13 protein-coding genes are annotated in these 11,043 nt (G+C 61.6%); 6 read left to right on the top strand and 7 right to left on the bottom strand.

Going from position 1 to position 11,043, the window contains the following annotated elements; genetic code table 11:
• Positions 1–191: 191 nt before the first annotated feature.
• A complete protein-coding gene (yghX, locus tag HX783_RS01035; protein ID WP_177015622.1) occupies positions 192–1,079 on the bottom strand; it encodes a YghX family hydrolase in 888 nt (295 codons plus the stop codon).
• 44 nt (positions 1,080–1,123) lie between these two features.
• Positions 1,124–1,618 carry a PaaI family thioesterase gene (locus HX783_RS01030; protein WP_177015621.1) on the bottom strand — a complete coding sequence of 165 codons (495 nt, stop codon included), beginning with the start codon at positions 1,616–1,618 and terminating at the stop codon, positions 1,124–1,126.
• Positions 1,619–1,754: 136 nt separating this feature from the next.
• Here HX783_RS01030 and HX783_RS01025 point away from each other — a divergent pair, with 136 nt between their 5' ends.
• A complete protein-coding gene (locus tag HX783_RS01025; RefSeq protein ID WP_371317653.1) occupies positions 1,755–2,309 on the top strand; it encodes a YceI family protein in 555 nt (184 codons plus the stop codon).
• On the opposite strand, the gene HX783_RS01020 is transcribed toward HX783_RS01025, so the two are convergent.
• Positions 2,306–3,196 carry a DMT family transporter gene (locus HX783_RS01020; RefSeq protein ID WP_177015619.1) on the bottom strand — a complete coding sequence of 297 codons (891 nt, stop codon included), beginning with the start codon at positions 3,194–3,196 and terminating at the stop codon, positions 2,306–2,308. The genes HX783_RS01025 and HX783_RS01020 overlap by 4 nt on opposite strands.
• Positions 3,197–3,285: 89 nt before the next feature.
• Between HX783_RS01020 and HX783_RS01015 the strand changes: the two genes are divergently transcribed.
• Positions 3,286–4,611 (top strand): PLP-dependent aminotransferase family protein, encoded by a 1,326-nt coding sequence (locus HX783_RS01015; RefSeq protein WP_177015618.1) that lies wholly within the window; start codon positions 3,286–3,288, stop codon positions 4,609–4,611.
• A 29-nt stretch (positions 4,612–4,640) separates the two neighbouring features.
• Here the strand turns inward: HX783_RS01015 and HX783_RS01010 are convergent, their stop codons facing one another.
• On the bottom strand, positions 4,641–5,072 hold the full coding sequence (locus HX783_RS01010; protein WP_159956106.1) for a nuclear transport factor 2 family protein: 432 nt from the start codon (positions 5,070–5,072) through the stop codon (positions 4,641–4,643).
• Between the two features lie 258 nt (positions 5,073–5,330).
• Here HX783_RS01010 and HX783_RS01005 point away from each other — a divergent pair, with 258 nt between their 5' ends.
• Genes HX783_RS01005 through HX783_RS00995 form a run of 3 tightly spaced genes read left to right on the top strand, consistent with a single transcriptional unit; the run spans position 5,331 to position 6,761 of the window.
• Complete coding sequence (locus tag HX783_RS01005) at positions 5,331–5,549, top strand: DUF6434 domain-containing protein (RefSeq protein WP_177015617.1); 219 nt, start codon at positions 5,331–5,333, stop codon at positions 5,547–5,549.
• Positions 5,546–6,016 carry a RidA family protein gene (locus HX783_RS01000; RefSeq protein WP_159956110.1) on the top strand — a complete coding sequence of 157 codons (471 nt, stop codon included), beginning with the start codon at positions 5,546–5,548 and terminating at the stop codon, positions 6,014–6,016. The genes HX783_RS01005 and HX783_RS01000 overlap by 4 nt, the downstream gene beginning before the upstream one ends.
• A gap of 7 nt (positions 6,017–6,023) precedes the next feature.
• Positions 6,024–6,761: a CPBP family intramembrane glutamic endopeptidase gene (locus HX783_RS00995; RefSeq protein ID WP_177015946.1), complete on the top strand. Its 738-nt coding sequence runs from the start codon at positions 6,024–6,026 to the stop codon at positions 6,759–6,761.
• Between the two features lie 406 nt (positions 6,762–7,167).
• Here the strand turns inward: HX783_RS00995 and HX783_RS00990 are convergent, their stop codons facing one another.
• The gene (locus HX783_RS00990) at positions 7,168–8,877 is read right to left on the bottom strand and encodes an amidase (protein ID WP_159961429.1); all 1,710 of its coding nucleotides are present in this window, start codon (positions 8,875–8,877) and stop codon (positions 7,168–7,170) included.
• A gap of 55 nt (positions 8,878–8,932) precedes the next feature.
• On the bottom strand, positions 8,933–9,721 hold the full coding sequence (locus HX783_RS00985) for a helix-turn-helix domain-containing protein (RefSeq protein WP_177015616.1): 789 nt from the start codon (positions 9,719–9,721) through the stop codon (positions 8,933–8,935).
• Between the two features lie 83 nt (positions 9,722–9,804).
• Between HX783_RS00985 and HX783_RS00980 the strand changes: the two genes are divergently transcribed.
• The gene (locus HX783_RS00980) at positions 9,805–10,128 is read left to right on the top strand and encodes a DUF2834 domain-containing protein (protein WP_159956114.1); all 324 of its coding nucleotides are present in this window, start codon (positions 9,805–9,807) and stop codon (positions 10,126–10,128) included.
• Between the two features lie 93 nt (positions 10,129–10,221).
• On the opposite strand, the gene HX783_RS00975 is transcribed toward HX783_RS00980, so the two are convergent.
• Positions 10,222–10,968, bottom strand: a complete 747-nt coding sequence (locus HX783_RS00975; RefSeq protein ID WP_177015615.1) for a M12 family metallopeptidase — start codon at positions 10,966–10,968, stop codon at positions 10,222–10,224.
• Between the last annotated feature and the right edge of the window lie 75 nt (positions 10,969–11,043).

Here is an 11,043-nt window from a genome sequence, read left to right as displayed (position 1 = left end):
GCAGGCAAGCCAGCTCCCACCATTTGCTCGTGTTTGAAATCAAGTCATGCAGTGCACGGCGATCAGCAACTGGATAAATGCGGTCCACCTGTGGGAGCGGGCTTGCTCGCGAAAGCGGTGAATCAGCCAGCCCATTTATCACTGACAGACCGCCATCGCAGGCAAGCCAGTTCCCACATTTCAGAGTCTGATCAGGCCAGGTATTTGTGGAACCAGCCGAGGGTTCTTTCCCACGCCAAGTTCGCCGCTGCCTCGTCATACCTTGGCGTTGAATCATTATGAAACCCGTGGTTGGCGCCCTTGTAGATATACGCCTCATAGGTCGTACCCGCTGCCTTCAGCGCCTTCTCATACGCCGGCCAACCCTCGTTGATCCGCGTATCCAACTCGCCGTAATGCAACATGATCGGCGCCTTGATGCGGGGCACGTCTTTCGCTTCCGGCTGCTTCCCGTAGAACGACACCGCCGCGCCCAACTCCGGGTAGGCCACCGCCGCCGCATTGGTCACGCCGCCGCCGTAGCAGAAGCCGGTTATCCCGACTTTGCCGGTGCTGCTGTCGTGGTGCATCAGCCATTCGATGGCGGCGAAGAAGTCGTTCATGAGTTTTTCCGGGTCGACTTTCTGTTGCAGCTCCACGCCTTTTTCATCGTTGCCGGGGTAGCCGCCCATTGAGGTCAGGCCGTCGGGCGCCAGGGCGATGAAGCCGGCTTTGGCCAGGCGACGGGCGACGTCTTCGATATACGGGTTGAGGCCGCGGTTTTCGTGCACCACCACCACCGCCGGCAGTTTGCCGCTGGCTTTGGCCGGGCGCACCAGGTAACCGCGCACGGTGCCGTTGCCTTTGGGCGAGGGGTAGGTGATGTAGTCGGCGACGATGTCCGGGTCGGTGAATTTGACTTGTTCGGCCAGCGCGTAGTTGGGGCTCAGGGCCGCGAGCAGCGCGGAGGCGGTGAGGCCGCCGAAGGTGAACAGCGCGGCGCGGTCGAGAAATTCGCAGCGGTTGAGCTTGCCGTGGGCGTAGCCGTCGTAGAGTTCCAGCAGTTCGGGGGCAAAGTCTTTCGCGGTGAGACGAGTCATCGGTGCAATCCTCGATTAGCGGTGGCAATCAATGTAGACCAGGATCAGCCCTCGCGACCATGCGCGGCGGCGGCCAGTTGGCCGGTGTCGACGCGCACGAACACCGAGTCGCCGATAGCCGTGAGCACGTCACCGGCGTACACCTCACAGACCACGCGGCTTTTGCGCCCCACCTCACCCTCGACCCGCGCGCGCAGGCTCAGCGTGACGCCCATGGGCGTGGGCTTGATGAATTTGATGCCGAGGTTGCCGGTGACGCAGTCGATGCGCGGCAAGCTGCCGGGTTCGCGCTGTTCGGCGCGGTAGTGGTAGGCCATCGCCGTCCAGTTGGAGTGGCAGTCCACCAGCATGGCGATCAGGCCGCCGTAGACCAGGTCGGGCCAGCCGCTGTACTTGGCCTCGGGTTGATGCTCGGCGATGACATGGACGCCGTCGTCAGCCCAGCGGCTCTTGATGTGCAGGCCATGCGGGTTACTGCCGCCGCAGCCGTAGCAGATGCCTTCGGGGGCGGTGGTGTCCTGCAGGGAAGGGGTGTGCATGCAAAGTCCTTATTGTTTCTTTTGGCGACTACTCTGTTTAGCAGGGCGCGCACCGAAAGGGAATAAATCCATGGCATGGCGTGTTAGCTCAGCACCTGTGTCCTTTTCTCTTGCGGAGTGTTCCATGAAGCGTCAAATGTCCAAGGTGTGCTTGCTGGCGCTGGTCTTCGGTTGGTTGGCCAACGCGCAGGCCGTGGAATACAAAGATGTCAACCGCACGGCCAGTCAGATCAGCTTTACCTTTCAGCAGTTCGGGCAGCGGGTGTATGGCACCTTCAGCGACTTTGAGGGCACCCTGATTTTCGACACGCAAAAGCCCGAGGCGGCGCATGCGTTGCTCAAGATCCAGCTCGCCAGCATCGATGCCGGCAGCCAGGACGCCAATACCCAGCTGCAGCAGCCCGCCTGGTTCGACACCGCGGCCTATCCGGTCGGTGTGTATGAATCCAATGGCGCCACCGCGCTGGGCGATAACCGCTACAAAATCACCGGCAACCTGACGATCAAAGGCATCACGCGGCCGGTGGACATCACTGTGCTGCTCAAGGAGCAAAGCGGCATTGGCGTGTTTGACGGTGAATTCGTGCTCAAACGCGACGACTTCAAGATCGGCGAGGGCGAATGGGCCGGCAACAGCGTGGTGTCCAACGACATCAACATCAAATTCAAGATGGTCGCGCCGCAGCGTTAACGTGCAAAGCGTTTCGCGCCGGCCACGCAGGCGATCACCGCAACCGTGACCATCAGCATGCCCAGGCTGACCTGCTCATGCAGCAGGCCCGCCGCCAATGCCAGGCCGAAGAACGGTTGCAGCAACTGCAATTGGCCGACGGCGGCGATGCCACCCTGGGCCAGGCCGCGATACCAGAACACAAAGCCGATCAGCATGCTGAACAGCGCCACATACCCCAGGCTCAGCCAGGCGGGCAGGCTGATGCCGCTCAAGGTGGGCGGCGCGAGGATCACACTCAGCGGCGCCACCACCGGCAGCGACAGCACCAGCGCCCAGCAGATCACCTGCCAGCCGCCGAGGCTGCGCGACAACTTGGCGCCCTCGGCATAACCCAAACCGCACACCAGCACCGCCAGCAGCATCAGCACGTCACCGACCGGCGCGGCACTCAAGCCTTGGGCGAAGGCGTAGCCCATCACCAACAGGCTGCCGAGAATCGAAAACAGCCAGAACACCGGGCGCGGCCGCTCACCGCCACGCAGCACGCCAAACACCGCCGTGGCCAGCGGCAGCAGGCCGATGAAGACGATGGAGTGCGCCGAGGTCACGTATTGCAGCGCCAGCGCCGTCAGCAGCGGGAAGCCAATCACTACGCCGAGCGCGACGATTGCCAGCGGCATCCATTGCACGCGCGCCGGGCGTTTCTCCTTGAACAGCCACAGCAGGCACAGCCCCAATGCGGCGGCCAGGGTGGCGCGGATCATGGTCAGGAACACCGGGTCGAATTCCATCACCGCCAGGCGCGTGGCCGGCAATGAGCCGCTGAATATCACCACGCCGATAAAGCCATTGACCCAGCCTTGGGCGCTGCTATCGAGGGTGTTGAGGCGCGAGGTGCGTTCCATGAGGGCGTGCTCGAAAAGGATAAGTTGCGTTCGGCCATCCTAGGATCGAAGATTAAGACAATCAAAAAATTGTCATGGATACACCGCCTATGCCGCGCGCCCGCTACAAGTCGCTGGTCGACACCTTCGCCGAGAACATCCGCAGCGGCACACTGGCGCCCGGCATACGCCTGCCGACCCATCGACAATTGGCCGCCGACCACGGCCTGGCGTTGGTCACCGCCAGCCGCGTGTACACCGAGCTTGAAGCCATGGGCCTGGTCAGCGGTGAAACCGGGCGCGGCACCTTCGTGCGTGAGATCGCGTTACCGCCGGGGCAGGGCAGTGGGCAGATGACGGTCGGCACCGGCATGCTCGACCTCAATTTCAACTACCCGTCGCTGCCGGGCCAGGCCGACCTGTTGCGCACGGCCTTGCGCCAACTGGCGCTGTCGGGCGACCTGGAAGCGCTGCTGCGCTACCAGCCCCATGCCGGCCGCCTGCACGAGCGCGCGGCGGTGGCGCGGCACGTGTTGAGCCGAGGGCTGGCGGTCGAGGCTGAGCAGGTGCTGGTGGTCAGCGGCGCCCAACACGGCTTGGCCGTAACGATGATGGCAATGCTCAAGCCTGGCGACGTGGTTGCTGTTGATGCGCTGACCTATTCAGGCTTCAAGGTGCTGGCCGAAACCCTGCACCTGGAAATCGTCGCGATACCGGTCAGCGCCAGCGGGCCGGACCTGGACGCCCTGCAACGCCTGTGCAGCAAGCGCCCGGTGCGCGCGGTGTACAGCATCCCGACGCTGCACAACCCGTTGGGCTGGGTGATGAGCCTGGCGCAGCGCGAGCAACTGGTCGGGGTTGCCCGTCAGCACAACCTGATGATCATCGAGGATGCGGCCTACGCGTTTCTGGCCGCAGAGGCACCGCCGCCACTGGCGACTCTGGCGCCGGAGCGCACGGTGTACGTCGGCGGGTTTTCCAAGAGCGTTGCCACCGGTTTACGCGTTGGGTTTCTTGCGGCGCCGGCGGCGTTGGTAAAGAAGTTGGAGCGCACCATCATGGCCACCACCTGGAACGTGCCGGGGGTGATGAGCGCACTGGCCGTGGCCTGGATCGAAGACGGCACCGTCGCCCACCTGGAAGCGCAAAAGCGCCAGGACGCCCAGGCGCGACAAGCCCTGGCGGCGCAGGTGCTGGACGGCGTGAATTACATCAGCCATCCCTCGTCGTATTTTCTATGGTTGCCGCTGGGGGAAGATGTGCGGGCTGATCAGGTGGCCATGGCCTTGCAGCGGGAGGGTATTTCGGTGTCCACCGCCGAGCCGTTTGCCGTCTCGGCAACCGTGCCGCACGCGCTACGTTTGGCCTTGGGCTCGGTGGACATGCAGGCGTTGCGCGAAGCGCTGGTGAAGGTGCGCGAGGTGGTGCGATGGTGAGCTGACGCCGGTCAGCTCACCGTCAGCCATCAGTATTTGTAAGCCTGACGCCCGATCAGCAGCCATTTGCCTTTTTGCTTCTGCCAGACCTGGAAGTTGTCGATGTCGGTTGGCGTGTCGACGCCGCTGTTCACCGCCAGCGCGTGAAAGTGGTTGCGCACCAGGGCGGTGTCGCCGTCGAGGGTGATGGTCTGGTTCTGCATTTCGAGGGTTTTGAAGGCGCTGGTGTGGGTTTCAAGGTCCGCGATGAATTGCGCTTTGTTCTGCACCTTGCCGCTGGAGTGGCCGTAGGTGAGTTTGTCGGAGGTCAAGGCGTGAAGCTGCTTGAGGTCCAGGTGCAGCATGGCTTGGGTCAGTTGGTCGACCGCTTGGGCCACATCCTTCTCGGCAGGGGCAGGCGCTGCTGCGACGTAGCCGGTGAACAGGCACAGAAAACCGATCAGCACTTTGACGTTTGGCATGGGTGTTTCCTTATTGTTGTTGGGGGCGTACGCGACAATTTAAGTCGTCGTACAACCATGCAATATTTTCGCTGGGGAAGGAAAGTGAAATTTTGAAATATCTTGAAAAGGTTAGCGGATTAGCCGTTATAAACATTCAGGTTTCTTGTACGACATCCCAACACTGCCTGAATGCTCAACCGTTTCTTCATGCTGCTTCCTGCCCAACAAGCACCTCGCTATGCTACTGCCGAAACCACACACCGCCCGAGAGACGAAATGGATTTTGACTGGCACAGCGACGCCATCACTCGCGCCACTCCCGTGACCCCACACTACAAAAATACCCAGAACGTACGCCGTTTCATGCTTGAACACTGCGGCCCAGCGTTCAAGTTCGACCGGCCATTCATGGCCTGGATTCGCAACGACATCCCCAAGACCCTGGGCGATGTGGTGGATGAATGGCAACGTCGATACGAGGAATCACGCCCATGACCCGCGATGAAAAATACCAGGCCGCGCAACAGCGCATCGGCTATCAACTGGACGAATTCAAAGTCGGCGGCAATTACACGCCGCTGGTTCGCGATGGCGACCACCTGTACATCAGCGGCCAGATTCCGCGTGTGGGCGACACGATTGTGCTGCCGGGCAAAGTCGGCGACAGCCTGACCCTGGCCCAGGCGCAAATCGCTGCGGGTATCAGCGCGCTGCGTTGCCTGGGTTTGCTCAAGCAGGCGCTGGGTTCGTTGGACCAGATCAAGGCCATCCCGCGCATCACCGTGTACGTGCGCAGTGCTGAGGATTTTGACCAGCAGAGCGAAGTGGCCAACGGCGCCTCGGACCTGCTGCACGAGATCCTCGGCAGCGCCGGGGTGCATACGCGGACCTCGGTGGGGGTGATGCAGTTGCCGAAGTCGGCAGCGGTCGAGGTCGACATGATTGCTGTGGCCCACGGCTGAGTCGTCGATGATCACCCAGGGCCTGGAGGTCTTGATTGATTACAGCGCCCACGTGGCGCCGGGCCTGTTGCTGTTTGGCCTGTGGTTCGCGCTAACGCCCAGGGCGTTGGGCGCGATGCGCATCCTGATCCTGCTGGCAGCCTTTGTATTGATGCGCGATGCGATGACGCCCTTGGGAATGTGGGCGCTCAGCAGCGACGTGCAGATCGCGTTCAGCGCCAATGCGTTTGTATTGGCGGCACTGGGCGGGCTCTCGGTGTTGCTGATCATGCTGCTGGCACGCCTGGCACCGGAGTTGTGGCGGCTGGTGCGCTGGTCTATCGGCAACCCGCTCGTTGGCCTGGCCGTCGGGCTTCTCGTGGGTTGTTTGATCGGCGTGCCGCTGCGGGTTTACCAAGGTATCGAGGCGACCGAGATCCACGGCTATTGGGTGTGGCTGCCGGGCATGGTGGTCTTGGCCTACGGCGCCAATGCCTTGGAAGAGGTGCTGTTTCGCGGGTTCTTGCAGGGCTACCTGGAGCAACAGGTGACGCCATTGCGTGCGGCGTTGATCAGCGGCGTGGCGTTTGCGGCGTGCCATGCTTTCCTGGCGTTGAGCGTCACCCAGCTAGGCTGGCCGGTGCTGCTGTTCACCCTGATCGAAGGGCTGGCCTGCGCACTGGTGCGCATGCGCTATGGCGTGCTGCCGGCAACCCTGGCCCACGGCACCGCCATCCTGCTAATCGCCGTGCCCTACCTGGCTTGATGTGAAATGCAGTAAACCCTGTGGGAGCTGGCTTGCTCGCGAAAGCGGTGGGTCAGTCCCCCGATGTATTGACTGACACGTCCTCTTCGCGAGCAAGCCCGCTCCCACATTTTTAACCGCATTTAGCCTGTCGCTGCTCACCGTGCTCTGCATGGTTTGAGGTGCAATGCAGTTAAAACTGTGGGAGCTGGCTTGCCTGCGAAAGCGGCCTGCCAGTGACAAATAGGCTGGCTGACCCACCGCCATCGCAGGCAAGCCAGCTCCCACAGATTGACCGTGGTTTGAGGTGAAATGCAGTTAAAACTGTGGGAGCGGGCTTGCTCGCGAAAGCGATAGGTCAGTCACCCAATATATTGACTGACACACTGCCTTCGCGAGCAAACCCGCTCCCACAATTGAACGGCGTTTAGCCTGCTGCCAACGGCGGCGTACGTGGCGGGATCAGGCGTTTGCTGCCGGTGGCTTCATACGCCGCGGCAAAGCGCAGCAGCGCTGAGTCGTCATAAGCACGCCCGGCGAAGGTCAGCCCCACCGGCATGCCGATGTCGGCCATCACGCCCATCGGCACGGTGACGGTGGGCACGCCCAGGTGGCGAATCGCGAGGTTGCCGTTGGCCACCCAGACGCCGTTGCTCCAGGCAATATCGGCGGACGCTTCGTTGACATCGGCATCGGCCGGCCCCACATCGGCCACGGTCGGGAACAGCACCGCATCCAGCCCCAGCGTGTCCATCCAGTCTTCCAGGTCGATGCGCCGGGTTTGCTCCAGGCCGCGCAAACCATCCGGCACGGTGCTGATTTCGTTCCACGGCGTAATGCCGCGCTCGGCCATGCGCACGTATTCGTCCATGCCCGCGGCCAGGTCGTCTTCACGGTTGGGCAGGGTGCCGGGGTCGTGCGGGAAGATTTTCGGCCCGTCGACATCCGCCAGGCGGTTCAGTGCCGGGTCGTCATTGGCGCGCAGGAAATCATCGAATGCCCAGGCCGACAGTTCCCACAATTCGTCGTGCAAAAATTCCTTGGAGACCAAGCCACGGGTAAATACCGTCGGCGCGCCAGGGCGGTCGCCTTCGCAGTTGGAGACCAGTGGGAAGTCCACCTCGATCACTTCGGCGCCGGCCGCTTCCAGCGCTTGGCGCGCGGCGTGCCACAGGTCGATCACGCTGGCGCGGGTGTTGATTTTTTGCCCGGTCGGCCCACCGATCCCGGGTTTTTCGCTGGTGCCGGCCTCGGGGTCGGCATTGATGTACATGCGCGGTACGCCGAAGCGTTTGCCGGCGAGGGCTGCACTGTTGACCGCCAATTCAGCGTAGGACGCCGGGCGCACCGAGGCCACGCTCGGGATCGGCACCCACGGCTGCAGGCGCCACAGGTCGCCGCGCGGGTTGGGGTCTTCAGCGACCACCACGTCGAGTACTTCGAGCAAGTCGGCCATGGTGCGCGCATAGGGCACCACCACGTCCATGGTCGGCGTCAACGGCCAGTTGCCGCGCACCGAAATCACCCCGCGCGATGGCGTGTAGGCGCACAAGCCGTTGTTGGATGCCGGGCCGCGCCCGCTCGACCAGGTTTCTTCGGCCAGGCCAAAGGCGGCGAAGCTGGCCGCCGTGGCCGTGCCCGCACCGTTGGACGAGCCGGAGGCAAAGGGTGCGGTGAGGTAGTCGGCGTTATACGGGCTTTCTGCGCGGCCATACACGCCGCGCTGCATCCCGCCGTTAGCCATCGGCGGCATGTTGGTCTTGCCCAGGCAAATGGCACCGCCCGCGCGCAAGCGTTCAATGGTGAAGGCATCGCGCTGCGCGACCAGCTTGGCAAAGGCCGGGCTGCCGGATGCAGCCGTCAGGCCCTTGACCAGGTAACTGTCTTTGGCGGTGTAAGGAATGCCGTCCAATGGCCCCAAGGTTTCGCCCTTGGCCCTGCGCGCATCGGAGGCCTGGGCTTCTTCAAGGGCGTGCGGGTTGCGCACCACCACGGCGTTCAGCGCGGTCGCGGTCTGCGGCCCGTCATAGGCTTCGATACGCGCCAGGTAAGCCTGGACCAGTTCTACGGCAGTGGTCTGGCCGCTTTCAAGCGCCGCGCGCAGTTGGGCAATGGAGACTTCGGTAACTTGCATCAGGTTTTTTTCGCCGCCTTCAAATGGGAGGTATGGCGGCAGTCTACGTACAGATATTTCACAAAACCAGCGCGGCATAATCCGCATAGGCGGCGCGCATCACTTGCCACGTGGGCGCGTCAGCCGGAATCAGATGTTCGATGCGCAGCGAGGTGAGGGTGATGTCCTGGGGCATGCCGAAGGTGGTGAAGGTCGACAGGAAACTCAGCTCACCGCGCGTAGAGCGGATGCGCGTCAGCACCAGTGGCGGCATTGCATCGGGCAGTTCGGTGCTGCTCGGCATGGGCAAGCGCGCCAGTAACTGGGCCAAGGCCGGATTGCCCAGCGCCTCACGGGTTGCGCGTTGCCAAGCGACGGCGCGGATCTCCTCGGCGTTGATCAGGTGGTCGCCCAGGCCGCCTGCTTGCAGCAGCGTGGTCAGCAGGTTCAGCCCGTCGGCGGCATTCGGCTCAATCCCGACCAACTCAAACAACACGCCGGTACTGGCATTGGCGGCCAGTACTTGCCACTCGCTGCCGAGCAAAATCGCCGGGGCCGGGTTATTGGCATGCAGCACATGGCTGACGGCTTCACGTATGGCGGCCATGGGCGGGGAGGCCAGTGGCGTGGCGGTGTAACGCGGCGCGTAACCGGCCGCGAGAAACACCTGGTTGCACCGCTCCAGCGGGGCTTCCAGCGCCGTCAGCAAATTATGCAAGGTGCCCGGGCTCGGCTTGGCGCGGCCAGTTTCGAGGCAACTGAGGTGGCGCTGGGAAACACCGGTTATCAATGCCAGGTCCAGCTGGCTGAGCTTGGCGTGTCGACGCAATTGGCGCAGGTGCTGGCCGGCAGTTGAAGGGGTGTCCATGGCCTGATCATGACCTCCGAGGTCATTGCGAGAGGCGCCACCTTATCACTATGTTGAGCCTCGATCCTTTCAAGGAAGGCACCATGCGCAGACCCTATTTCGCCCTGGCCGGTTTGCTGGGATTTTCGTTGTACACCTTGGCTACGCTGCTCACGGCCGAACAATCACTGTTGGCGTTTGGGCGCGAATTGATGTCGCGGCCGGACACTGCGCAGGTGGTCATCGACCTGTACCTGATGGCGGTGCTGGCGTGTGTGTGGATGTATCGGGATGCGCGCGGGCGAGGGCGGTCGGTAGGGTCGCTGGTGCCGTACTTTTTGCTGACGGCGGTGTTTGTGTCGGTGGGGCCGTTGCTTTACATCGTTGTGAATGGGTGTGCCGCCAAGGAATGGCAGACTGAACATTAGCCTCGTTTATTTATAGCGTTTTATTTGAGAGCGCTAGATGAGCGCGCACGGTGAAACACAGTGCGCCGGCCCCGTTGGCACAAAGGATAGTTATTAACGCGGTGTTTGCGGTCGTTCCCGGGGGCGACCATTGTAGTGTGGATAAAGCGTCGGCAGGAATGTTTTGTCATTTTCACTGAGCACGTAATTAGCGCCAGTCGACGGTTGCTTCCATAGTAGTTTATCGTTCATGGCGTAGTGCATGATTGATTGTTGATCATAGGGTGACGTGATGACGTCGGCAGGATCGGCTTTTTTAAAAATATTGTGGTAGGTGCGGGGGACGCCCCAATTGTATTCGTTTTCGAAGTGCTTGTAAGTTTCTCGTATATTGAATTCAAGCGTTCTATCGGGATGTTGATGCTCATGCAGCAGGCCGAGTGCATGTCCAAATTCATGCAGGATATTCGCTGAAAGATTTCCCGTGTCGGGAGGGTAGTCGATATGCATAGTCGGCTCATTGGGCGGAATGTTTAGCGCTTCAGTTCCAATGACTGACCAGGTTCCCGTTTCTGCCTTGCTGGTGGAGATGCGGATGTCGCCTTTAGACCCTTCAACAAATTTTAGCTGTAAGTTGATCAGTGGGCCGTAAGTGTCTTCTATGATTTTTTTTATAAATTCTTGTTCGTGCGCCGGGGTGTCCATGAAGGCGATAGTCAGTGTCGTGTGTTGCGGCCATAAATTCAATTTACTGGCGACGCCACGTTTATTTCTAACGGTCGACGCCGCAGTGGACGCTTCAGCGGACAGCGGATCAATTGAAACGGCGGAATGATAAGTCGGGGGAGATTTAACTATCATGGTTTTTCGCTCTTCTTGGCATCTGCTGCCGTTGCTTTACATCGTCGCGAATAGGGGCCGAGATGAATGACCAGC

Source organism: Pseudomonas sp. D2002, assembly GCF_013385735.1.
Taxonomy (GTDB): domain Bacteria; phylum Pseudomonadota; class Gammaproteobacteria; order Pseudomonadales; family Pseudomonadaceae; genus Aquipseudomonas.
This window is presented reverse-complemented; position numbering and strand designations above follow the sequence as displayed.

Excerpts from the sequence above, each read along its gene's own strand:
- yghX (WP_177015622.1), bottom strand. The coding sequence starts at position 1,079 with ATGACTCGTCTCACCGCGAAAGACTTTGCCCCCGAACTGCTGGAACTC.
- HX783_RS01030 (WP_177015621.1), bottom strand. The coding sequence starts at position 1,618 with ATGCACACCCCTTCCCTGCAGGACACCACCGCCCCCGAAGGCATCTGC.
- HX783_RS01025 (WP_371317653.1), top strand. The coding sequence starts at position 1,755 with ATGTCCAAGGTGTGCTTGCTGGCGCTGGTCTTCGGTTGGTTGGCCAAC.
- HX783_RS01020 (WP_177015619.1), bottom strand. The coding sequence starts at position 3,196 with ATGGAACGCACCTCGCGCCTCAACACCCTCGATAGCAGCGCCCAAGGC.
- HX783_RS01015 (WP_177015618.1), top strand. The coding sequence starts at position 3,286 with ATGCCGCGCGCCCGCTACAAGTCGCTGGTCGACACCTTCGCCGAGAAC.
- HX783_RS01010 (WP_159956106.1), bottom strand. The coding sequence starts at position 5,072 with ATGCCAAACGTCAAAGTGCTGATCGGTTTTCTGTGCCTGTTCACCGGC.
- HX783_RS01005 (WP_177015617.1), top strand. The coding sequence starts at position 5,331 with ATGGATTTTGACTGGCACAGCGACGCCATCACTCGCGCCACTCCCGTG.
- HX783_RS01000 (WP_159956110.1), top strand. The coding sequence starts at position 5,546 with ATGACCCGCGATGAAAAATACCAGGCCGCGCAACAGCGCATCGGCTAT.
- HX783_RS00995 (WP_177015946.1), top strand. The coding sequence starts at position 6,024 with ATGATCACCCAGGGCCTGGAGGTCTTGATTGATTACAGCGCCCACGTG.
- HX783_RS00985 (WP_177015616.1), bottom strand. The coding sequence starts at position 9,721 with ATGGACACCCCTTCAACTGCCGGCCAGCACCTGCGCCAATTGCGTCGA.
- HX783_RS00980 (WP_159956114.1), top strand. The coding sequence starts at position 9,805 with ATGCGCAGACCCTATTTCGCCCTGGCCGGTTTGCTGGGATTTTCGTTG.
- HX783_RS00975 (WP_177015615.1), bottom strand. The coding sequence starts at position 10,968 with ATGATAGTTAAATCTCCCCCGACTTATCATTCCGCCGTTTCAATTGAT.